This window comes from Halomarina oriensis, from assembly GCF_009791395.1.
GTDB classification, from domain to species: domain Archaea; phylum Halobacteriota; class Halobacteria; order Halobacteriales; family Haloarculaceae; genus Halomarina; species Halomarina oriensis.
Genome location: NZ_WSZK01000041.1, coordinates 1 through 22038 on the forward strand (window position 1 = coordinate 1; position 22038 = coordinate 22038).

Below are 22038 nucleotides of genomic sequence, written 5' to 3' on the forward strand. Positions count from 1 at the left end.
AACACCCGTTCGGTCTCGTTGTTTCGTCTCTCCCCGTGTGTGTCGGTGGACAGTCCCCGTTCGACCCGTCCGGAACAGTACGGACAGTGGCCGTCGAGCATCGACCGCGTGTCGACGTGCGCTTTCAGCAGGCCGACGGTCACCAGTTCCTCGGCGTTCGAGACGTCGACCGCGTTGGGTGAGATGGGGTAGCGCTGGTAGAGCGTCTCACAGGCCTCACAGCGGACGTAGAACACACCTCGCTCGTAGGAGACCGTCACGGGTTCCGCACAGACGTCGCACTCGTCGTCCAGATCGGTCGGCGAGAGCGTCGGTCGCTCGTTTTCGAGGTAGCCCGAGCGGAGCGCCTGGTACACCCGAACGCCGGCGGCCGTCAGGCGGTAGCCGTCGTCGCACCGTTCGACGAATCGCCCCCGGAGCTTTCGCAGGTGGTAGTTCAACCGACCTGCGTCCACGTCGCCGAGTGCGGCCCGGACCGCCGAGTACGAGCGGGTGGGGTACCCGCCTCCGTCCGCCGAGTCGCCGAGCGCCTCGACGACGCCCAGTCGTGTCTCGTTGGCCAGCAGCGAGAACGGATTCTCGGTCGTGTCCTGACCGCGCATGAGCGCCAGTTCGTGAGGAGTCGCATGTGAGTTTCGACCTCCGACGGGGCAACGAGAACGGGAGTGTCGTGGGGGCGGTGCGTCCACACCGCGTCAGCGAGGGGGAGTGGAGGGAGTCGAGGACGGCCGTCGTGCCATCGTTCACCTGTGTGTCCCACCGTGACGGCCGGTGTCGACCTCCCGGATCGAGGTGCGGGGGTCGCGGTGGTCGGTCTACTGGCTACACACGTAGCGGGAGGTCCGGTGTCGAGGCTATCCTCGTAGCGTCAGAAGCCGTCGAGTCGGGACTGTTCGGCCGCCGCGAGTGCGTCCTCGCTCGTCTTCCACGACGCCCGTGCACACGAGGGGAGGACGCCGTGTTCCTCGACGTACTCGCCGAGGAACTGCCGCGTGGTGGGGTCGCTCGGGTAGCCGCTGCCCACGTCACCGAACCGAGCGGAGAGCGCCGCGAGTACCGCGTCGCGGTCGACCTTGGCGACGATGCTCGCGGCACCGACCAGCGGGTTCGTCGCGTCCGCACCGTGTTCTGCGGTCACCTCGACGGCGGCCGTCACCCGGTCTCCGACCCGTCGGGCGAAGCGGTCGGCGTCAGCATCACAGGCGTCGAGCAGTCCACGGCCCGTCGCCTCGGCGTCCTCGATGGCTCGTGCGTGGGCGACGACGGTCAGCGTGTTCATGTCCTCGTCGCCGTCGATACGCTCGGGCGTGACGTGGGCGACACCGACGCCGAACTCCGGGTGGGCACCGAGCGCACTCGCTATCTCCTCGCGTCGGTCCGGGGCGACGCGTTTCGAGTCGTCGACGTCCGCCGGGAGCGCCGCGACTGGCCCCGCGACACACGCCGCGACCATCGGTCCCAGGACCGGCCCTCGCCCCGCTTCGTCGACGCCGAACTCCATATCCGGCCCGCGGTGGCGAGGCGTAAAGTCGTTGCTCATGTGGTTCCGCACCGATGATAGGTGGCCGACAGGTAGATACGCCGGCGTCCACAGGAGTCGACACAGGACGGGGACGCGTCCACGGTTCGCCGCGGGCGTCGGGTGCCCCGAACGGTCGCAGTGACCTCGTCAGTCCAGCCATCTATGAGCCCAGACACACCTGGGAAGCGACCCCACGGTACGGCGTCGCTTCCGACGACGCGCGAGGACGTGACCGACGGTCGAGTCCACTCGGACCCCACCGTCGCCGAACTTCGACTCCGGGCGGCCGCGTTCGCGCTCGCCCAGACGTTCGACCGTCGTCCGACGCTGAACGTCCGTGTCGAGCAGGTGGCGGCGAGTCGCCCGACCCGGCCGTTCACCTCCGTCTGGCTCTCCGACACGGACGTCGATGCCGCGCTCGACGCGCTGGCGGACGACCCGAGCGTCGGCGTCGAGGCGGTGGTGACCCGACGGCAGGGGTCGGCCCTCTGTGAACTCGCCTTCCCGCGCCGGGTGTCGGTGGTCGTCGACGTCGTCACCAGTCGGGCGGGGACGGTGCTGTCCGCGACGGCGACCGGCGGGGCGTGGTCCCTCCGCATCCGCTATCCGACCCGCGAGGCGCTGTCGGAGACGGTCACGGCGCTCGACCGGTTCGGTGTCGACCCGACACTCTCCCGCGTCGGCTGTCGGAGCGGGTCACCGGTCGGCGACCTCACCGAGAAACAGCGCCAGACCGTCGCCACGGCCTTCGAGCGTGGCTACTTCGAGATTCCTCGGAAGGTGTCGCTGACGGAACTCGCCGCCGACCTCGACGTGACCCACCAGGCCCTCTCGGAACGGCTTCGCCGGGCCGAGCAGGCGCTGTTACGTGCCGAGTTCGGCGGTGCCTGCCCCGAAGCGTGACTGCGACGACGGGTCACTCCTCGCCGGTCGACCGGTCGTGGACGCCCCCTCACACGGGGTCGGCAGTCGTCGCCGAGACTCTCGCTACGGGGTCCGGCGGTCGGGGGAATCGACCGTACGTCGAACACCGCCGCCACACACCGCAGGAGAACAGAGGGGTCCCTCGTCCGGGACGCGGTCGAGTCGTCGCCGTTCAGTCGTCTGCCTGCCGAACGATACGGGTCGCCTCGCCGTCCACCCGGAGCGATCGGTCGTCGTCTTCTCGTTCGTCCGTCGTCTCGCGTTCGCCGAGCACGTAGTACGCGTACTCCTCGGTGGTGTTCCGGTGGCACATTGTGGTACTACCTGTCACGGTGTTAGGAACCGTGATAGATAAGGCTGACGGCCGTCTCCGGGAGGGGGAAGGTCCGTTCGGAAGTCCGCTCGTGTCGGTCGCGGTCGCTCAGTTCGCCGTCTCCCGGAAGAACTCGGGTCGCTCGAACGGTTCGTCCTCACCCTCGACGGACAGGACGTCCAGTGCCGTCACCACCGCACCGACGTCGAGCAGTCCGGCGAGCGACGGTTCGGTCCGGCCCTCGTCGCTGCTGACGAGTTCTTTGATGTAGAGGCCCCCTTCGCCGTGAACCTCGACGGTGGCGTGGTGGTCGTCTTCCAACTCGGCGGCGACGTCGTAGACCGTCCGGGTACGGACGAGGTCCGCACGCCGGGCGTCGACGCGGTGTGGCGTGCGCTGTTCGACGGTCGTTCCACGCAACTCCTCGACGGCCGTCGCCAGCGCCGCCTCGTCGACCGGTGCGTCGAACTCGACCCGTGCCCGGTAGGTCTTCGAGGCGTCGAGTTTCTTCACCCGCTCGACCATCTCGTGGGTGGCGAGGCGAAGCCCCTCCACCTCCGCGCGGCCGTCGGCGAACGCGTTGACCTCGCGCTCCAGTTCTTCGACGTCCACGTCGCGCGTGCGTGGCTGCTTGACCTCGATGACGAACGGCCGGCCCGGCCCGAGCATCAGGGCGTCGACGTCCTCGCGGCCCGCGCCGTGGAACGTCGCCTCGCTCCCGTCCATCGCCTCGACGACGGGCGGGGCGGTGAGCTGTTCGACGCTCGTCCCGTAGCGAAAGCCGGTGCCCATGCAGGCCTCGCACTCCTCGCCGCGTTTGATACCGGTCTGGTTGCAGTCGGTACACGGCCAGCGCGTCTGGGGGATGTCACGGTCGAGTTTCCGGTAGCGCCCGTAGACGAACGCGGAGTTCACCTGCACCTCCAGTTCGTCCGTCGAGAGGTCGATGAGCACGAGCACGTCCGGGCGTTCGAGGTCGACCTCGGTGCCCGTCGCCTCGCCGATACGCTTGCCCACCTCGCGGTTGAACTCGTTGTTCAGCGTCTCGACACGCTCGTCGCTCTCCTCCTCGACCCCCGCGTCCTCTCGGAGGAACTGCTCGTTCTCTTCGAGCAACGGCGAGACGCGCGTCCCGACCTGGTAGGTGTCGAACGCCCACGGTTCGAGCGCGGCGACGGCCCGGTCCGCGAACGTCCCGAATCGCTCGCACTCGCCCTCACAGACCCAGCACTGTTCGTCCGGTTCCTCGAACGGGTCGTCGACGGTCAGCGCGTGGGCCGTCCGCATCGCCCGGCCCCGTTCGGCGTTGGTGAGGCCGAACGAGCGGTCGGCGACGAGTCGCCCGAGACACGAATCACAGAGCGGCCCCGTCGCCAGCGCCCGCTCCGTCACCTCGATGAGGTCCATGCCCTGGGAACGCCGTCGCGTCTCTTTGGCCTTCGGATTACGGGCGTGCGAGGACGCCTGTGTGGACCCGTCCCGCGCCGTGTCATACCGCGGTCGGGGACCGTTCTCCCGGCGACAACAGTTTTCCCGTCGGGACGAGTCGGTTCCCGCGATGCGACTCTTACAGGTACTGGTTCCGACGGCGAAGCGCGCCCAGGTCGAGGACGCGCTGACCGACCTCGGAGCCGAGTACCTCGTCGTCGACGAAGTCCGACGAACCGACGCCGTCGTGATGTACGTCCCCGCGCCGACCGGTGCCGTCGAGACCGTCCGCGAACGACTCCGCGAGGTCGGCCTCGGTGACGACACCTACATCGTCGTCACCGACGCACAGTCCGTCTCCGGTGTCGACACCGGCGAACTCGAAGCACTCGTCGCCGGGCCGAAGGGCGAACGTGGGGTCTCGCACGCACGACTGCGCGAACGCGCGGACGACCTCTGGCCGGACGGCCTGACCTACGTCGCCCTCGCCTTCCTGAGCGCGCTGGTCGCCGTCGCCGGCCTGCTCCTCGACTCGGCCATCGTCATCGTCGGCGCGATGGTCATCGCGCCGTTTGCCGGGTCGACGCTCTCGGCGAGCGCCGGAGCGGTCATCGGTGACCACGACATGGTCGTTCGGAGTGCTCGCGCCCAGATCGTCGGCCTCTTCGTCGGCCTGCTCGGTGCGCTCGCCGTCGCGTTCGGCATCCAGCAAACCGGGTTCGTCCCCGAGTCCCTCGCCATCTCCCAGGCCCAGCAGGTCGGCTTCTTCCTCACGCCGAGTCTGCTCGCACTCGCCATCGCCATCTGTGCGGGAGCGGCCGGGGCGCTCGCGCTGGCGACGGACCTCCCGGTCGCTATCGCCGGGGTCGCCGTCGCCGCGGCCATCATCCCCGCGGTAGCGACGACGGCTATCGGCGTCGTCTGGGGCCTGCCGCTGATGGCCGTCGGGTCGGTGGTCCTGTTGTTGCTGAACATCGTCTTCCTCAACCTCACCGCTTACGTCGCGCTCGTCGCGCTGGGCTACCGTTCGTCGATGTTCCGCGACGCGCTCACGGAGTCCGGCCTCTCCGTCCGAACCGGCGGGTACGCGCTGCTCGTCGCCGTCTTCTTCCTCGTCGCCGTCGTCACCGTCGGCGCGAGCGCACAGCACATCGCCTTCGAACACGGCGCGGCGACCGCCGTCTCCGACACGCTCGGCGACGAGCAGTACGACGCGCTCGAACTGCGGGACGTCGCCGTGAGCTACGACGACGCGGGGCTGTTCGGCGAACCCGAGACGGTGACGGTGACGCTGGGCCGGACCGACGGCGGGGACTACACCGGCCTCGCCCGCTCGCTCCAGTCGACCATCGCCGACCGGACGGACAACCCCGTCACGGTCAGGATCCAGTTCGTCGACTACGAGACGGCCGAAGCGAGCGCCTCCGGTGACGTCGTATCCTCGCAAAAATATGACGTGCGTGAGCACGTCTCGTTCGCTGTGGCCTGACCGGCCACAGGCACGGTCACACCAGTACGGAGATGACCGCCAAGACGATGAAGACGAGCACGAGCAGACGTGCGGCCCCCATGGTGAGACCCGCAATCCCTCTGAACCCGGCCAGTCCCGCGACGATGGCCAGGACGATGAACACGACCGCGAGCCACAGCAACCCACCGCCCTGTAGCGGGAGTGCCGAGACGGCTGCGAGCGCGTTCATGCACACTCACCTCCGAGTGTCGAATAACCATGACGACCGTTGAATTGGCACATGGTACTCCCTCGAAACGTCGGATTACCGGATAACCGTTGGGCCTGCAAGGACACGATGTTCGGAACGTCTCGGCCGAACCACACGTCCGTAATCGACGTTCGTGGCGGCCGAGGACGCCAGACACCGCCGACTGGAACCTCCGGCGTCCGGAGCGCGAGGCCGCCCAGTCGCTACAGCTCCGGGAAGTACCGCCCGTGGAAGTCGAACGGGATGGCGTGCGGGACGGCCGCCCGCGCTCGCTCCTCGAAGGACTCGCCGTCCAGCACGACGAGCCACGAGTGCCCCGCCGCTTCGTCGAGTTCGACCGCCAGCACGAGGCCGTCGTCCTCGGGTGCGTCGAGCGGCGGCGACCCGACGTCGCGTGGGTCGTTCGGTTCGGTCCGCGGGACGAACACCGGTTCGCCGACGTGACCGTCGTGAGCCCGGTGAGTCCAGGACTCGCCCGTCTCGACGTCCACCTTCACGAGTCGCGTGGGCCACTCGGTCACCGGCTGGTCGGTCTCCTGTGCGTAGGCGTAGCGGTAGGGCCGACAGCGTCGGGCCGGGGACGCGGTCGGCAGCGAGGTGCCGTCGTGGAGTCGCTCGTGGTCGACCGTCGCACCGTCCGCCCGGAGCGACAGGACGAACCGGTCGAGCGACCCGCCGAACACGCCGAGGTCACCCGACCGGAGGCGCTCCAACGAGAGCGCGGCTAGCGACTCGGCGTCGGGGACCGTCTCCACGTCGACGACGAGTTCCGAACCGGGACGGGGGCGTTCGTCGGTGTCGTCGTCAGCGACCGTGGCGGGGTCGCCCGCCGGTGCGGGTCGCCCCTGTACGTCACGCTCGTAGGCGTCGACGTGGTGGAACCCGAAGAACGCCTCCGTCGTCGTCGTGGCGACGACGCCGCCCGACCGTCGGTCGAGGACGACGAACCGGGTTCCGCGTTCGGGCGTCCAGCGGAAGGCGTCGACGAACGCGCCCGCCGAGGTGAGCATCTCCAGCGGGTCGACGACGAACGGGAACTCCGTCAGCACGACGTAGTTCGGGGTCAGCGCGAAACTGTGCATGTACGCCGGTTCGTCGACGGGGACCGACCCGACGTGTCGTCGACTCGTGGCGTCGTCCGTCTCGAAGACGTGGTACCGTGACGGACGCCCGAACTCCGTCTCGAAGCTGACGAACCGACCCGTCCACGGGTCACGCTGGAGGTGGGCACAGGCCAGTTGGCCGTGCGGTTCGTCGCGGTCGTACCGGACGTGGCCGAGCGTGTCGAGCGTCTCGGGGTCGAACGCGACGGCACGGGGCGTCTCGGTGAGGGCGAGATACCGGTCGCCGAACCGTTCGGCGACGATGTTCGTGTTGTCGTAGGGGGCGTCGACGAGTAGCGACTTCAGTTTGCGCGCGACGGAGGCGTTCCCCGTTGCGAAGCCGTCCAGTCCCTCGCCGCCGCGGGCGCGTTCGTAGCTCTCCGTCCGGAGGAACCGGTTCCGATAGCGGACGCGCCCGTCGTCGAACGAGAACCGGTGGAGCATGGCGAGTCCGTCGAACCAGTGGTCGACGCCGGTGCCGGCGGCCTCGAACAGCGCGGGGCCGTTGCGAATCAGCGACCCGTCGAGCCACGTCGGGAGGTTCCCCTCGACGGGCAACTCGGCGTCGGCCTCGGTGTCGAGCGTGTGGAAACCCAGCGTACCCATGTCGGCCGGACGACCGGTAGCCTCAAAACCCGCCGGGTCGCGTCAATCCGCTCTGCGACCGGACGGCGTGCGCTCTCGCACCGAATCAGACGACGGCGTCGTGTTCCTCCCGGGCGTGCTCCCGGAGTGCCTCGGCGTCCTCGAACGTCGCACCGCAAGAACAGCGATGGACGTACTCGCTCTCGGCGTTCTCTGTTGCCATACGGGCGGTTCGCGCGGCTCTGTGTTATACGTTGTGTAGGACACGCACGAGTTCGTGAGCGTCGGTTCCGCTCGCTCCGGGACGCGGGCGGCCCCGTCAGCCCATGGCGCGATGGAGCGGGTCGCGCCACGGTTCGGTCTGGTCGTGGGTCGCCAGCGTCTCGCTGACACGCTCGCCGAGCAGGGCTTCGGCGAACTCGTCGCGTACGCTCGCAGCGTCGAGTTGCCCCAGCGCGTCGGTGAGTTCGCGGCCGTCCTCGATAGCGTCGCTCGCGCCGTCGTGGGTCGGGGCGGGGACGTACGGTACGCTCGCGGCGAGCATCTGGGCGTCGTCCCTGAACCCCTCGCGCTCGATGATGTCGAACACGCTGTCGAAGCGCGAAGCGGGGCGGTTGACGAACCACTCGACCGCCGAGTCCGGGTAGCCGAGCGCCTCGCCGTACTCCGCTTCCGTCCGGTGGTTCGGGTGGGTCCCCGTTCGACTGAGGAACGTCGGGAGCGTCTCGCCGTCGCTCCCGAGCAGTAGTTCGTACCAGGTGAACGCCCGGCCGTCCTCGTGGACCGTCTCGACGGGCGTGAACGTCCACTGGAACCCGGCGTCGTCCAACCGTGCCCCCAGCGAAGAACGGGGGAGCGAGGGGTCGGTCTCGACGGCGTCCCACGCTGGAGCGCCGCTCTCGGTGTAACACGCGGCCAGTCCGGCCATCGGCTTGACGCCGACACCGACCGCGAGCATGTCGATGACGTCGCCCGAGGGCGCGGCAGTCCCGAGGTCCGCCCCGAGCGACAGCAACCGATCCGCGAGGGGACGGTCGACGGTCATCCGGGTGGCCCCTCACCCGTGTCCGGGTGCGATTCAGTCTGGTCGTTCGGAGCGAGAGCGCCGTTGTCCGTCATAGCTAAACCCCAGGACTCTCCACGTTTGAATGTGCTGCCTGTTCTGTACGGCGGCGGTCCCGGCGAGCGACCGCTCGGTCCCGCTCGCGGGTTCGCCCGTCTCGACGACCGTAGCTCCCTCTCGCACCACTCCACCGGTCTCCGGACGGCCGACGGCCAGCGGGTCCCGACCGGCGTGTGCCTGCCGCCGGCGTGTTCGGCACCTCGCCGTGCTTGCAGGTTCACTCGACCGGCCGCAACCGTCGGCCGTAGCAGAACGTTGACGTGCCGGCGGGCGTACCGGTAGGTATGACAATCGACACCGCCGTCGTCCTCGCGGCGGGTGAGGGCAATCGACTCCGCCCGTTGACCCACAACAGACCGAAGCCGATGCTCCCGGCGGCGAACCGTCCCATCCTGGAGTACGTCCTCGACGCGCTCGTCGACGCCGGTGTCGAGTGCCTCTGTCTGGTCGTCGGCTACAAGCGCGACCGGGTACAGGACCACTTCGGCCCGACCTACCGCGGCGTCCCCATCGACTACGTCGTCCAGAAGAAACAGCTGGGCAGTGGCCACGCCCTCCAGCAGGCCGCGGGCGCGGTCGACGACTCGTTCGTCGTCGTCAACGGCGACCGGGTCATCCAGGCGAAGATGGTCTCGGCGGTCATCGACGCCCACGAGGACGCCCCGGCGGCCCTCGCGGTGCTCGAACACGGCAACGCCCAGCGCTACGGTGCGGTCGACGTCGAGAACGGGCAGATCACCGCGCTCGTCGAGAAACCCGACCGTCGGGAGTTCCGCCTCATCAACGCCGGCGTCTACGCCTTCGACCGCAGCATCTTCGAGGTGCTCGCCCGCACCGAGCGCATCGACGGCACTCTCCCGCTGACGGCGGCCGTCGAGTCGCTCGTCGACGAGCGGAAGGTCCAGGCGGTTCGCACCAACGGCCTGTGGGTCGACGCGACCTACCCGTGGGACCTGCTGGAGGTCGCCCGCGAGGTCCTACGTCACGGCCTCGTCGAAGCGCCCGAACGCGACGCGGACGTGTGGGTCGCCGACAGCGCCCGCATCGACGACGACGCGACCCTCCAGGGACCGGTCGTCGTCGGCCCCGACAGCGAGGTCGCGGCCGGTGCGGTCGTCGGCCCGAACGTCGCCCTCGGTCGGAACGCGACGGTCGGCGCGAACGCCACCGTCGAGGGGTCGGTGCTGGACACCGACGCCCGCGTGGGGGCCGCGAGCGTCCTCATCGACTGCGTGACGGGCCACGACGTCCACCTCGGACCGGCGACGGTCGCTCCGGGCGGCCCCGCCGACGTGCAGGTCGGCGACGCCATCCACCGCGGCGAACGACTCGGTGCCGTCTTCGGCGACCGAGTCCGTGCGGAGGGCGGCGTCAACTGTGCACCCGGCGCACTCGTCGGGACGAACGCGAACCTTCGGACCGGCGTCGTCGTCTCCGGGCAGGTGCGGGCCGACAGCGAGGTGATCCGCTGATGTGTGGCATCGTCGGCTGTGTCGGTCGCCGCGACGAGACGCTCTCGACACTGGTCCACGGCCTCTCGAAACTGGAGTACCGCGGCTACGACTCGGCGGGCGTCGCACTCGTCGACGACGACCTGGACGTGGTGAAACGTGCGGGAGAACTCGACGACCTGCGGGCCGCCCTCGACGGCCGGTCCGTCGCCGGTCGGGTCGGCATCGGCCACACGCGCTGGTCGACCCACGGGCCGCCGACCGACGCGAACGCGCACCCCCACCGCGACTGCTCCGAACGCGTCGCCGTCGTCCACAACGGCATCATCGAGAACTACGAGGAACTCCGTGCGGAACTCACCGAGGCGGGCCACGAGTTCCGCTCGGACACCGACTCCGAAGTCGTCCCCCACCTCGTGGAGGACTACCTCGCGGCGGGCGAGGAGACGGAGGCCGCGTTCCGTCGTGCCGTCTCACGGCTGGAGGGCAGTTACGCCATCGCCGCCGTCGTCGCCGGCGACGACCGGGTGTTCGCCGCCCGCGAGGACTCGCCGCTCGTCCTCGGTCTGGACGACGACGCCTACTACCTCGCCAGCGACGTCCCCGCGTTCCGGGAGTTCACCGACCGCGTCGTCTACCTCGAAGACGGCGAGTTCGCCGTCGTCTCGGCCGACGAGTGGCGCGTCACCGACGCCGACGGGCAGGTCCGGGACAAGGCGGTCGACACCGTCGAGTGGTCGCCCGAGGAGACCGGCAAGTCCGGCTACGACCACTTCATGCTCAAGGAGATTCACGAACAGCCACGCTCCCTGCGCCAGTGTCTCCGCGAGCGCGTCTCGGAACTCGGCGGGACGGTCGACCTCGACGTGGACGTAGCTCCCGACGGCGTCCAGTTCGTCGCCTGTGGCACCTCGTATCACGCCGCGTTCTGTGGGGTCAGCCTGTTCCACGAGGCGGGCATCCCCGCACAGGCGTTCCTCGCCAGCGAGTACGCCACCTCGCCGCCGCCGGTCGACGGCGACCTCGTCGTCGGCGTCACGCAGTCGGGCGAGACCGCGGACACGCTGAACGCGCTCCGGGAGGCCGAGCGACGCGGCGCGGAGACGCTCGCGGTGACGAACGTCGTCGGGTCGACGGTCTCTCGTGAGTGCGACCAGACGCTCTACATCCGTGCCGGCCCCGAGATCGGTGTCGCCGCGACCAAGACGTTCTCCTCGCAGGTGCTCGCGCTGGCGCTGCTCGTGCTCTCACAGACCGGCGCGAGCAGACAGGACGTGGCCGCCCTCCGGGACCTGCCGGGGAACGTCCAGCAGGTGCTCGACGAGTCCAACGCCGAGGAGATCGCACAGGCGTACCACGGCTCCGACGCGTACTTCTTCATCGGACGCGGGTTGCACTACCCCGTCTCGCTGGAGGGGGCGCTGAAGTTCAAGGAGATCAGCTACGAGCACGCCGAAGGGTTCGCCGCCGGCGAGTTGAAACACGGGCCGCTCGCGCTCGTCACCGAGAACACGCCCGTCTTCGCCGCGGTGACCGGCGACGGCGAACTCGCACGCAAGACCATCGGGAACGTCAAGGAGGTCGAAGCGCGCGGTGCGCCCGTCGTCGTCGTCACCGACGGCCGGAACGACGCGGCCCGGTACGCCGACCACGTGCTGGAGGTGCCCACGAGCGACGAACGGACGGCCGCTATCCTCGCCAACGTCCAGCTCCAGCTCGTGGCGTACCACGCCGCCGACCTGCTCGACCGTTCCATCGACAAGCCCCGGAACCTCGCCAAGTCCGTCACCGTCGAGTAGCGCGGTTCGGCACGACCCGCACACGGCCGCGCGACACACCTTTTGACTCGCCGACGAGTAGTCGCCCTATGCCGACCAGCCTCCCCGCCGAGAGCCGTATCGGCCGCGTCGCACTTCGCGTCGCCGACCTCGACCGCGTCGCGGCGTTCTACGAGTCCGTCGTCGGTCTGGCCCGACTCGACGAGTCGCCCGACCACGTGTCCCTGGGCGCGGGCGGAGCGCGGCTCCTCGAACTCCACGCTCGGCCCGACCTGCCCGAACGCGGCCCCGACGAGACTGGCCTGTTCCACACCGCGTTCCTCCTTCCCGACAGGGCGAGCCTCGGTGACGCGCTCTCGCGGGTCGAGGGACGCTCGCGGCTCACCGGTGCGTCGGACCACCGCGTCAGCGAGGCACTCTACCTCGACGACCCCGAGGGCAACGGCGTCGAACTGTACCGCGACCGGCCGCGCGACGAGTGGCCGACCGTCGACGGCCGCGTCCGGATGGACACGCTCCCGCTGGACCTCGACGCACTCCGGACCGAGGCCGCGGGGGAGAACGACGCGCCTCCCGAGACGACCGTCGGGCACGTCCACCTCGAAGTCTCCTCGATTCCCGACGCACGGGCGTTCTACGTCGACACGCTCGGGGCGAACCTCCGACAGGAGTGGAACGGGGCGGCGTTCGCCGCCGCCGGCGAGTACCACCACCACGTCGGCCTGAACACCTGGAACGGTCGAGAGAGGCCGGGGACCGGCCGTGGGCTGGATCGGTTCGAGCTACTGGTCCCCGGCGACGGTGCGCTGTCGGCGCTTCACGACCGGTTCGACGCCGACGCCGTGGCCGTCGAGTCGAGCGACGAGGGACTGACGGTACGCGACCCGGACGGCATCACGCTCCGCGTTCGCGTCGACGACTGACCGGCGGCCGACTCACAGCATCGGGCCGACGAGCATCGCCGTCACCGCACCGAGCATCACGAGGGTCGCGAGGCCGGCGACCACGGACGCGGTCCGGTCGGGCGCGCCGACGCGCTCGCCCAGTGCACCCGCGCTCGTGTGGAGCAGTTTCCCCCCGTCGAGCGGGAACGCTGGGATGGCGTTGAACAGCGCGAGCTGGAGGTTCACCCACCCGGTCCAGAACAGGACGTTGGCGAGGACGAACACGCCGCCGTCGAGCGGCGCGGGGAGGGCGGGGACGGTGTAGAAGTTCGCCACCGACCCTTCGATGCCGGGGAAGTCGTACGGCGCGAACCCGACCGTCGCGGCCATCGGGAGGAGGACGACGACGAGCAGCAGGCTCGCCGGGCCGAACCCGAACGGGTCTTCGCCCTGCCCGCGGAACAGCGAGAGCATCTCGTCGGCGGGGTAGGTCCCGACACCGGCGTCGACGAGCGTGTACCCGCCGACGCCACGCTGGGGGACGACGCCGAGGTACGCCGCCCCGTCACCGTCGCTCCCGAGCGTGACCGCGTACGTCCTCGGGTCGCTCCCCCCGTCCGGGTACGCCACCACCTCGACGGTCTCGCCCGGCGACCGGTCGTCGAGAGCGGCGAGCAACGCGTCGGTCGAGTGGACCCGTTCGCCGTCGACGCGGACCACGGTGAACGGCTTCGAGGGCGCACCGGCCGACGAGAGCGGCCCGCCGGCGGTCGGTGTCGCGCGCGCACCGACGACGAGTTCGTGGGCCGCTCCGCCGTCGGTCCTCACGGTCACCCGGTCGTCGTCGCCGACGGCAGCTTCGAACCCCGTGAGCGTGCAGACCGCCTCGCCGTCGACGCTCGTGAGTCGCGTCCCGCGCTGGAACGTGGCGGTCGAGTCGGCGACGGTCACCGCACGCCGGAGCGTCACGTCGCGGTTCCCGTTCAGTTCGACGGGGACCGCACAGGTCCCGTCGGCGAGCGCCGCGTCGAGGTCCGCGGGGTCGGTGACCGACTCGCCAGCGACGGCGGTGATGCGGTCGCCGGTCTCGATACCCGCGTCCGCGGCCGGCGACCCGTCGACGACGCCGCCGACGGCCGCACCCGGCGCGACGGCGATAGCGCCGCCGACCGGCCCGAACAGCAGCCCGAACGCGACGGCCGCGACGACGAGGTTGGTGAGGATGCCCGCGGCGAACATCCGGTCGAGGACGGCCGGCGAGGCGGCGTCGGCCGTCGCGTCGTCGGGGTCGACGAACGCGCCGGTGGGAATCGGACCGAGGAGGAAGACGCCGACCGACTCCACCTCGATACCGCCGACACGACAGAGCACGCCGTGTGCGCCCTCGTGGACGGCCAGTGCGAGGAGCAAGCCGACGAGCAGTTCGGGGGCCACCGAGAGCGGGAGGAAGTCGTTGACGCCGGGGACGACGAGCGTGTTCCGGGGCCGGGCGACGGCGGTGTCGCCGGCCCCGGAGAGCGCCGCTCGGGCGGCGACGAGGACGACGCCCGCCAGGAGGGCCATCAGGAGGAAGGCGACGGCGACGGCGAGCGTGCCGAACCCCCGCCAGAACCGGTCGTGGCGGGCGAGGCGGTTCAACAAGCGTCGCCCCCGCCTGGTGTGAACCGTCGTGATAGGGCCGCTGACCTCGACCCAGTCGGGGAGGTGGCCGCGGCGCTGTGCGAGCATCGCCGCGACGACGTAACAGCCGCTGCCGACCAACACCCAGGCGAGGGGACCCATTCTGATACGCGATTGGACAGGTCCGAACAAAACACTGTCGGCGACGGCGAGTGGAGCGAGCGTTCTCTCGACGGCCGGACTCCCGCCGTCGTGGAGAACGACAGCGAGGACACGGCCGACACGCCACCCGAAGTAGACTCTCGGGCCGTGTCGTGGTCGTCACCGGCGCGAGTCGTGGCGACGGGGAGGGTCCGTCGTTCGAACTACCCGACGAGAGTAGTTGGGGATTTGATAAGAGCTACCGAGAACGGAAACGGTTATACTGTTTTAGGGTGGCCTAAAAACATGCACGAGTCGAGGGACGACCCGACGGGGCCGACCAGACGACAGTACCTCCTCGGCGGCACGGCCGCGTTGAGCGGCCTGCTCGCCGGTTGTGCGTCGGGTGGGTCGGGGAGTGTGGGGAACGAGACGACCGGCCAGCAGCCGACCGAGTCCGACACGGCGACGGCGACGGACGCCACTGCGACGGAGGCGACGACCGAACCGAGCGGTCCGTACAGTGCGACGCTCGCTCCCGCGGGGGAAGTCACCTTCGACGGCGTCCCGGAGTCGGTGTTCACCGTCTTCAGCCAGTACCCGGACATGCTCGTCGCGCTGGGCCACGGCGACGCGGTGAACGCGATGTACGTCCCCGAGATGGCCGGAACGACGATGAACAACTACTACGAACGTCTCGACGGGGTGTCGTTCGACTGGGAGGATTTGCCGGACCCGCTGGCGAACGGTCTGGCCAAGGAACTGCTCTACGACCTCGACAGCGACGTCCACCTCGCGGACCCGGCGTGGGCGTCGACACAGCAGAACTGGGCCAGCGCCGACGTCGACGAGATAACCGAGTCCGTCGGCCCGTGGTTCGGCAACTTCTACAGCGGGACGAACGCCGAAGCTCCCGAGGGGTACGCCGACGCCTACCGGTACTACACGCTCTGGGACCTGTTCGGGCACGTCGCGGACGTCTTTCAGGAACGCGACCGCTACGAGGCGCTGAACGCGGTCCACGAGAACCTGCTGGCGACCATCGAAGAGGGTCTGCCGCCGCAGTCCGAGCGTCCGACGGCCGTCCGCGTCACGTTCACGGGCGACCAGTTCTACACCTACCACCTGAACGACCCCGGCTACTGGCTGGCCGACACCCGACCGCTCGGCGCGAACGACGCGTTCGCCGAGCGGGACTGGCAGCAGTTGTGGGGCACCGTCGGGATGGAGGCGATGGCGGAGGCCGACCCGGACGTCGTCCTCCACCTCTGGGGCATGACACCGAACTACGACATGGCGGAGGTCCGGCAGTCGCTCGCGGCCCACCCCATCGGCGGTGACCTCTCGGCGGTCCAGAACGACCGCGTCTACGCACAGGGGATGCGCTATCAGGGGCCGCTGATGAACCTGTTCCAGCTGGAAGCCACCGCGAAACAGCTCTACCCCGAGCGGTTCGGTGCGTGGCCGGGCTACGAGGCCGGCGACCCGTACCCCGAAATCCCCGAGGGCGAGCAGTTGTTCGACCGCGAGCAGGTGGCGAGCGTCGTCCGCGGCGACGGCCGGTAAGGCGCGTCGAGTCGCGCGGGGAGGTCGACCGCTCGAACCACCTCACGACGCCGCAGTCCGTGGGTTGAAGTGCGTCGACACCCCCTCTCACCAGTATGGAGGCGACGGGGCCGCCGGCGAAGATGGTCGAGCGCCGCGAGGAGCTGACGCCGATGCTCTCGCAGTACTTCGACCTCACGCGGGAGTACGACGACGCGCTGGTGCTGTTTCAGGTCGGGGACTTCTACGAGACGTTCTGTGAGGCAGCCGAGGCCGCGGCCCGGACGCTCGAAATCACGCTGACACAACGCGAGGACTCGACGGGGACCTACCCGATGGCGGGCGTCCCCATCGACAACGTCGCGCCGTACGTCGAGACGCTGCTGGACGCGGGCTATCGCGTCGCCATCGCCGACCAGGTGCAGGACCCCTCGGAGGCGTCGGGTGTCGTCGACCGGGCGGTCACCCGCGTCGTCACGCCCGGCACCGTCGTCGACGAGGAACTGCTCGGAGCGGGCAACACCTACACCGCCGCGCTGGTACCGTGCGAGGCCGAGCGACGCGAGGACGCGCCCGACCACCGCGACCGGTTCGCCGTCGCGTTCGTCGACGTCTCGACGGGGGAGTTCCGCGTCACCTCGGGCCCACGCGACGTGGTACAGGACGAACTCGACCGACTCGCGCCCGCAGAGGTGGTCACCGCTCGGCAGCCGACGAACGCGAACGCGGACGGGGAGACGGAGTCGGACGGTGACACTGCTCCACACGAGTTCGCCGTCCGCGGGATGCACACGCCGTTCCGCGAGTCGGCGTTCGAGACCGACACCGCCCGCGAGACGCTCTCGGGGTACGTCCCGACCCCCGAGGCGCTGTTCGAGACGGACGCGGAACTCCGGGTCGCCGGTGGCCTGCTCGCGTACGCCGAGTACACGCAGGGCGTCGACGCGGGTGGACTGGAGTACATCTCGCGGGTCCGGCGCTACGACCCCCGCGAGGGGATGCGCGTCGACGCCACCGCCCTGCGTTCGCTGGAGGTGTTCGAGAACCGTGAGGGCGGCGACGAACACACCCTGCTGGGCGTGCTCGACACCACCTCGTGTGCGCTGGGGCGGCGCGAACTCACCCACTGGCTCAGACGGCCGCTGCTGGACCGCGAGCGCATCGAAGCGCGACAGGACGCCGTCGCGGAACTCGCCGACCGCGCGTTCGTCCGCGAGGAGGCCCGTGACCTGCTCCGGGACGTCTACGACATCGAACGACTCGTCACGCGCGTGGCTCGCGGGCGGGCGAACGCCCGTGACCTCCGGGCGCTCAAGAGCACGCTCGACGTGGTGCCCGAGTTGAAGGCCGTGCTCGCCGACTGCGAGGCCGCGTCGGTCCGCGAGCGCCGCGCGGCACTCGACGACCTGGCGGACGTGCGCGGACTGATCGGACGAGCCATCGTCGAGGAGCCACCCATCGAGATAACGGAGGGTGGCGTCGTCGCCGACGGCCACGACGACGACCTGGACGAACTGCGAGCGACCGAACGCGAGGGCCGCGAGTGGGTCGCCGACCTCGAAGCCAGCGAGCGCGAACGGACCGGTATCGACTCGCTCAAGGTGGGCTACAACGAGGTCCACGGCTACTACATCGAGGTGACGAACCCGAATCTGGAGAAGGTTCCCGACGACTACACCCGTCGCCAGACGCTGAAGAACTCCGAGCGGTTCTACACGCCCGAACTGAAACGGCGCGAGGACGAGATTCTGGGGGCGAGCGAACGCGCCGACACCCGCGAGTACCAGCTGTTCACCGACGTCCGCGCGGAGGTCGGAGGGGAGGCGGAGCGCATCCAGCGGGTCGCGTCGGTCCTCGCGGAACTCGACGTGCTCTGTACCCTCGCGGACGTGGCCGTCGAACGCGACTACACCCGACCCGAACTCGACGGCGACGGCATCCACGTCGAAGGTGGCCGCCACCCCGTCGTGGAGACGACCGAACCCCGGTTCGTCCCGAACGACGCCGACCTGCGCGAGCGCAACGTCGCGGTCATCACCGGACCGAACATGAGCGGCAAGTCGACGTACATGCGACAGGTCGCCCTGATTCAACTGCTCGCACAGGTCGGCAGTTTCGTCCCCGCGAAGTCGGCCCGCCTGCCCGTCGTCGACCGAGTGTTCACCCGGGTGGGTGCGAGCGACGACATCGCGGGCGGCGCGTCGACGTTCATGCGCGAGATGCGCGAACTCACGAGCATCCTCCACGACGCCACTGCGGACTCGCTCGTCCTGCTCGACGAGGTCGGTCGCGGGACCAGCACCGCCGACGGCCGGGCCATCGCCTGGGCGGTCACGGAGTTCCTCCACGACGAGGTGGGCGCGACGACCCTCTTTGCGACCCACTACCACGAGCTGACGCGGGTCGCCGACTCCCGCGAGCGCGTCCAGAACCTCCACTTCACCATCGACCGCTCGGGTGATGCGGTGACGTTCCTCCACTCGGTCGTCGAAGGGGCGAGCGAGGCGTCCTACGGCGTCGAGGTGGCGAAACTCGCGGGCGTGCCGGGGACGGTCATCGACCGGTCACGTGGCCTGCTCGACGACGGCCTGCCCGGTGGTGGGGAACGGGGGCACGCACCGACACCCACGCCGGAGACGCGTCCGGAACCACGGACGAACGGCCACGAGGAGTCGACGGAGGTGACGCCACCGGCGGAGGACACGTCGAGCGACGACCCCCTCGAAGCCGCGCTCCGCGACCTGAACATCGCGTCGATGACGCCCATCGAGGCGTTGACGTGGCTCCACGAGCGCCAACAGGAGGTCGAGCGGTGAGCGATTCCGACGCGGCCGTCGAGTCGACGGTCCGCCGACTCGACGAGGAGACGGTCGCACGCATCGCGGCGGGGGAAGTCGTCACGCGTCCGGCCGACGCGGTGCGCGAACTGGTCGAGAACGCACTCGACGCCGACGCCTCGGCCGTCCGTGTCGCGGTCGAAGACGGTGGGCTGTCGATGATTCGCGTCGTCGACGACGGGTCGGGAATGTCCCGTGTGGACGCCGAACGTGCGGTCGAACGCCACGCCACCTCGAAGATACGCGACGCCACCGACCTCGCCGCGACGGGGACGCTCGGGTTCCGTGGGGAGGCCCTGCCCAGTATCGCCGAGGTCGGGCGGTTCGACTGCTACACGAGCACCGCGTCGGGGACGGGGACGCACGTCGCGGTGCGCGGCGACGACGTCTCGGTCGAGGCGACCGGCCACGGCGTCGGCACGACCGTCGAGGTCCGCGACCTGTTCGCCGAACTCCCCGCTCGCCGCGAGTCGCTCGCCGGCCCGAGACGGGAGTTCGCTCACGTCAGCGACGTGCTGACGGGCTACGCGCTCGCGCGACCCGACGTCCGGTTCCGCCTCGCCCACGACGGCCGACAGGTGCTCTCGACGCCGGGCAGCGGTGACGCGACCGACGCCCTGCTCGCCGTCTTCGACCGCGACGTGGCCGGGCAGAGCACGGCCGTCCGCGGAGCGAGCGAGGACGGTGCCGTGTCGCTCTCCGGCGTCGTCTGTTACCCCTCGGTGACGCGGGCGACGGCGAGTCACGTCCACGTCGCGGTCAACGGCCGACCGGTGGGGAACACGGCCCTCCGAACCGCCGTGGAGTCGGGGTACGGAACGCTCCTCCCCGAGTCCCGTCACCCGGTCGTCGCGCTCTCCGTCGAGGTGCCGCCGAACGCCGTCGACCAGAACGTCCACCCCGCGAAACGCGAGGTCCGGTTCACCGACCTCGACACGGTGACCGGGACGGTCGAACGGGTGGTCCGCGAGGCGCTCTCGACGGCGGACCTCTCGCGGGTCGCGGCCGTGTCGTTCGACACCGACGAGGCGCTGTCGAGCGTCGAGTCACGGTTCGAGGAGTTGCGCGTCATCGGCCAGTTCCGCGAGTTGTACCTGCTGTGTGAGAGCGACGACGACCTGCTGGTCGTCGACCAGCACGCGGCCCACGAACGGGTCAACTTCGAGCGGTTGCAGGCAGCGGCCGGCGACACCGAGTCCGTCCCACTCGACCCGCCCCCGACGCTCGCGCTGTCCACACGGGAGGCCGCGACGCTCGCGGCCCACCGCGAGGACCTGGCCACGCTCGGTTTCCGTGTCGAGTCGTTCGGCGGCGACACGTATCGCGTGACGGCGGTGCCCGCACCGGTCGGTCGGGTGGCGACCGCCGACGCCGTGCGCGACGTGCTCGACGCGTTCCTCGCCGGGGACGCGCCCGACGACCCACGGCGTGGTCTGCTGGCGGACCTCGCGTGTCACCCCTCGCTGAAGGCCGGCGACACGCTCGCGCCCGACGCGGCGAGCGACCTGCTGTCGCGGTTGGGCGAGTGCGACCGCCCCTACACCTGTCCCCACGGCCGGCCCACCGTCCTGCGAATCGACGAAGCGACGCTGGCGAAGGGGTTCGGCCGGTCGAACGTCGGCGTGCGGTAGCGCTCGTCGAGCGAGCAAAGAAGGAGTGGCCGTCTTCGTTCGGTCGTCGCTCAGTTCTCGGCCGACTCGTCGTCGCCGTCGAGGTCGATGACGACGGTACCGGAGTCACCGGCGTCGAGCGTCACCGTCTCGTAGGCGAGGAGTTCCTGGTCGTCGGCGTTGGCGCGGACGAACGTCGTGTCGTCGCCGGGCAGTTCGTAGCCCGCAAGCGTGAGCGTGACGCTCTCACAGTCGGCGTCGTCGTCGACGCTGACCGTCAGAGTGACGTCGCCGCTCTCGTCGTCGTAGCTGACGGGCGTGTAGCTGACGTGACAGCCCGCGAGGGACTTCGTCACGTTCTCACCGGGCACCATGTGGCTCCCAGTGACCGTGCCGTCCGCGAGGACGGTCTGGGCCTGGAGCAGGCGACCCTGCGTGCCGTAGAAGTCGGGCGCGTCGTCCTCGTCGTCGCCGTCGACGCCGAGCGTCTCGATGACGTCACCGGCCGCGACGTCGATCTGGTAGGCCGGCATCTCGGTCGACGCTCCGTCGTCACCGGTGCTGGACTCGTCGGAGTCGTCCGTGCCGCTCTGGTCGGACTCGTTCTCGTCGTTCGACTCCGACTCCTCGTCCGTCGTCTCGGAGTCGTCGGTGTCCGTCGAGTCGTCGCTCTCCTCGCCGTCCGACTCGTCGCTGTCGGTCGAGTCCTCGGACCCGTCGTTCTCGGTCTCGTCTCCGGACCCGTCGCCCGACTCGAAGGAGTCCTCGCAGGCGACCCCGTCGTCGTCACGGTCGAGGTCGTTCGGGTCGCTCGGGTCCTCGTCGTAGGTCGTCTGTGCCTCCTCCTGGGTCTCGAAGTCCTCGCAGTTCAGATCGTCCGACGGGTCGGTATCCTCGGAGTCCTCCGAGGAGTCGTCGGTCGAATCGTCGCCCTCGCTACTGTCCCCGTCGTCACTGCTTCCCTCGTCGCCCGACGGGAGACTCTCACACGCCTCACCGTCGTCGTCCCCGTCGAGGCCGTTCGGGTCGCTCGGGTCCTCTTCGAGGACGGCCTGCGCTTCTTCCTGTGTCTCGAAGTCCTCACAGTTCAGGTCGTCTCCGTCCTGTGCGAACGTCGCGCCGGGCGTCACCGCAGTCCCGACGCTGACCGCCCCGACGAGCAGGGCGAACGATACCAGCACCGCCATCGATCTACGAACTCCTGTCATATTTCCGTCCGGGAGCGCGCTCCCGGTAGTCCGTCACGAGAACCGGTCTTGGTTACCCGCCGACAGTTTGTGGTTGTCCCGCCGACATATCTCGTCGGCCGACTGTTTCTCGGTGGGTGGGCACACCGGTCGTCCCCCTCCGAAACTCCACTCAACCGTCGAATTCCATCTGTTATGAGTGACTGTCGCCGTGGAACGTACGATGTCGTGAGCGACAGTCCTCGCCGTCGACGGAGGACAAGCTA

Annotated in this window: 17 protein-coding genes; 8 read left to right on the forward strand and 9 right to left on the reverse strand. The window is 69.7% G+C overall.

The annotated features are described in order from the left end of the window. Positions 1-602 (reverse strand): DUF7351 domain-containing protein (locus GQS65_RS20270; RefSeq protein ID WP_449271799.1); only part of this gene is annotated, 602 nt, incomplete at its 3' end. A 266-nt stretch (positions 603-868) separates the two neighbouring features. Continuing rightward, the gene (gene rnhB / locus GQS65_RS20275) at positions 869-1501 is read right to left on the reverse strand and encodes a ribonuclease HII (protein WP_158206442.1); all 633 of its coding nucleotides are present in this window, start codon (positions 1499-1501) and stop codon (positions 869-871) included. 183 nt (positions 1502-1684) lie between these two features. Here rnhB and GQS65_RS20280 point away from each other — a divergent pair, with 183 nt between their 5' ends. Next, the gene (locus GQS65_RS20280) at positions 1685-2425 is read left to right on the forward strand and encodes a helix-turn-helix domain-containing protein (protein WP_158206443.1); all 741 of its coding nucleotides are present in this window, start codon (positions 1685-1687) and stop codon (positions 2423-2425) included. 193 nt (positions 2426-2618) lie between these two features. On the opposite strand, the gene GQS65_RS20285 is transcribed toward GQS65_RS20280, so the two are convergent. Together GQS65_RS20285 and GQS65_RS20290 are read right to left on the reverse strand one after the other, a co-directional pair. Continuing rightward, on the reverse strand, positions 2619-2759 hold the full coding sequence (locus tag GQS65_RS20285) for a hypothetical protein (RefSeq protein WP_158206444.1): 141 nt from the start codon (positions 2757-2759) through the stop codon (positions 2619-2621). A gap of 108 nt (positions 2760-2867) precedes the next feature. Then, the gene (locus tag GQS65_RS20290; protein ID WP_158206445.1) at positions 2868-4166 is read right to left on the reverse strand and encodes a tRNA pseudouridine(54/55) synthase Pus10; all 1299 of its coding nucleotides are present in this window, start codon (positions 4164-4166) and stop codon (positions 2868-2870) included. 151 nt (positions 4167-4317) lie between these two features. Here GQS65_RS20290 and GQS65_RS20295 point away from each other — a divergent pair, with 151 nt between their 5' ends. After that, complete coding sequence (locus GQS65_RS20295) at positions 4318-5676, forward strand: DUF389 domain-containing protein (protein ID WP_158206446.1); 1359 nt, start codon at positions 4318-4320, stop codon at positions 5674-5676. Between the two features lie 16 nt (positions 5677-5692). Here GQS65_RS20295 and GQS65_RS20300 read toward each other — a convergent pair whose 3' ends face one another. The 3 genes from GQS65_RS20300 to GQS65_RS20310 all read right to left on the reverse strand — a co-directional run bounded on the left by GQS65_RS20300 (position 5693) and on the right by GQS65_RS20310 (position 8641). Further along, positions 5693-5887, reverse strand: a complete 195-nt coding sequence (locus GQS65_RS20300; protein ID WP_158206447.1) for a DUF1328 domain-containing protein — start codon at positions 5885-5887, stop codon at positions 5693-5695. A 224-nt stretch (positions 5888-6111) separates the two neighbouring features. Next, on the reverse strand, positions 6112-7617 hold the full coding sequence (locus GQS65_RS20305) for a carotenoid oxygenase family protein (protein ID WP_158206448.1): 1506 nt from the start codon (positions 7615-7617) through the stop codon (positions 6112-6114). A gap of 298 nt (positions 7618-7915) precedes the next feature. After that, positions 7916-8641: a hypothetical protein gene (locus tag GQS65_RS20310; protein WP_158206449.1), complete on the reverse strand. Its 726-nt coding sequence runs from the start codon at positions 8639-8641 to the stop codon at positions 7916-7918. Between the two features lie 362 nt (positions 8642-9003). Here GQS65_RS20310 and GQS65_RS20315 point away from each other — a divergent pair, with 362 nt between their 5' ends. From GQS65_RS20315 to GQS65_RS20325, 3 genes are all read left to right on the forward strand, one after another. Then, on the forward strand, positions 9004-10191 hold the full coding sequence (locus GQS65_RS20315; RefSeq protein ID WP_158206450.1) for a sugar phosphate nucleotidyltransferase: 1188 nt from the start codon (positions 9004-9006) through the stop codon (positions 10189-10191). After that, a complete protein-coding gene (glmS, locus tag GQS65_RS20320) occupies positions 10191-11969 on the forward strand; it encodes a glutamine--fructose-6-phosphate transaminase (isomerizing) (RefSeq protein WP_158206451.1) in 1779 nt (592 codons plus the stop codon). Before GQS65_RS20315 ends, glmS begins: the two co-directional genes overlap by 1 nt. A 68-nt stretch (positions 11970-12037) precedes the next feature. After that, positions 12038-12871, forward strand: coding sequence for a VOC family protein (locus tag GQS65_RS20325; protein ID WP_158206452.1), 834 nt, complete (start codon positions 12038-12040; stop codon positions 12869-12871). Between the two features lie 12 nt (positions 12872-12883). On the opposite strand, the gene GQS65_RS20330 is transcribed toward GQS65_RS20325, so the two are convergent. Then, a complete protein-coding gene (locus GQS65_RS20330; RefSeq protein ID WP_158206453.1) occupies positions 12884-14614 on the reverse strand; it encodes a site-2 protease family protein in 1731 nt (576 codons plus the stop codon). 285 nt (positions 14615-14899) lie between these two features. Between GQS65_RS20330 and GQS65_RS20335 the strand changes: the two genes are divergently transcribed. The 3 genes from GQS65_RS20335 (at position 14900) to mutL (ending at position 20606) form a co-directional block, all read left to right on the forward strand. Next, on the forward strand, positions 14900-16159 hold the full coding sequence (locus GQS65_RS20335; RefSeq protein ID WP_158206454.1) for an ABC transporter substrate-binding protein: 1260 nt from the start codon (positions 14900-14902) through the stop codon (positions 16157-16159). Positions 16160-16254: 95 nt separating this feature from the next. Continuing rightward, the gene (gene mutS, locus GQS65_RS20340) at positions 16255-18954 is read left to right on the forward strand and encodes a DNA mismatch repair protein MutS (protein ID WP_158206455.1); all 2700 of its coding nucleotides are present in this window, start codon (positions 16255-16257) and stop codon (positions 18952-18954) included. After that, the gene (mutL, locus tag GQS65_RS22200; RefSeq protein WP_368280387.1) at positions 18951-20606 is read left to right on the forward strand and encodes a DNA mismatch repair endonuclease MutL; all 1656 of its coding nucleotides are present in this window, start codon (positions 18951-18953) and stop codon (positions 20604-20606) included. Before mutS ends, mutL begins: the two co-directional genes overlap by 4 nt. A 50-nt stretch (positions 20607-20656) precedes the next feature. On the opposite strand, the gene GQS65_RS20350 is transcribed toward mutL, so the two are convergent. Further along, a complete protein-coding gene (locus GQS65_RS20350) occupies positions 20657-21772 on the reverse strand; it encodes an excalibur calcium-binding domain-containing protein (protein WP_158206456.1) in 1116 nt (371 codons plus the stop codon). Positions 21773-22038: the final 266 nt, after the last annotated feature.

Bases quoted from the DNA above. Each gene is read 5' to 3' on its own strand.
- rnhB (WP_158206442.1), bottom strand. From the start codon at position 1,501: ATGGAGTTCGGCGTCGACGAAGCGGGGCGAGGGCCGGTCCTGGGACCG.
- GQS65_RS20280 (WP_158206443.1), top strand. From the start codon at position 1,685: ATGAGCCCAGACACACCTGGGAAGCGACCCCACGGTACGGCGTCGCTT.
- GQS65_RS20285 (WP_158206444.1), bottom strand. From the start codon at position 2,759: ATGTGCCACCGGAACACCACCGAGGAGTACGCGTACTACGTGCTCGGC.
- GQS65_RS20290 (WP_158206445.1), bottom strand. From the start codon at position 4,166: ATGGACCTCATCGAGGTGACGGAGCGGGCGCTGGCGACGGGGCCGCTC.
- GQS65_RS20295 (WP_158206446.1), top strand. From the start codon at position 4,318: ATGCGACTCTTACAGGTACTGGTTCCGACGGCGAAGCGCGCCCAGGTC.
- GQS65_RS20300 (WP_158206447.1), bottom strand. From the start codon at position 5,887: ATGAACGCGCTCGCAGCCGTCTCGGCACTCCCGCTACAGGGCGGTGGG.
- GQS65_RS20305 (WP_158206448.1), bottom strand. From the start codon at position 7,617: ATGGGTACGCTGGGTTTCCACACGCTCGACACCGAGGCCGACGCCGAG.
- GQS65_RS20310 (WP_158206449.1), bottom strand. From the start codon at position 8,641: ATGACCGTCGACCGTCCCCTCGCGGATCGGTTGCTGTCGCTCGGGGCG.
- GQS65_RS20315 (WP_158206450.1), top strand. From the start codon at position 9,004: ATGACAATCGACACCGCCGTCGTCCTCGCGGCGGGTGAGGGCAATCGA.
- glmS (WP_158206451.1), top strand. From the start codon at position 10,191: ATGTGTGGCATCGTCGGCTGTGTCGGTCGCCGCGACGAGACGCTCTCG.
- GQS65_RS20325 (WP_158206452.1), top strand. From the start codon at position 12,038: ATGCCGACCAGCCTCCCCGCCGAGAGCCGTATCGGCCGCGTCGCACTT.
- GQS65_RS20330 (WP_158206453.1), bottom strand. From the start codon at position 14,614: ATGGGTCCCCTCGCCTGGGTGTTGGTCGGCAGCGGCTGTTACGTCGTC.
- GQS65_RS20335 (WP_158206454.1), top strand. From the start codon at position 14,900: ATGCACGAGTCGAGGGACGACCCGACGGGGCCGACCAGACGACAGTAC.
- mutS (WP_158206455.1), top strand. From the start codon at position 16,255: ATGGAGGCGACGGGGCCGCCGGCGAAGATGGTCGAGCGCCGCGAGGAG.
- GQS65_RS20350 (WP_158206456.1), bottom strand. From the start codon at position 21,772: ATGGCGGTGCTGGTATCGTTCGCCCTGCTCGTCGGGGCGGTCAGCGTC.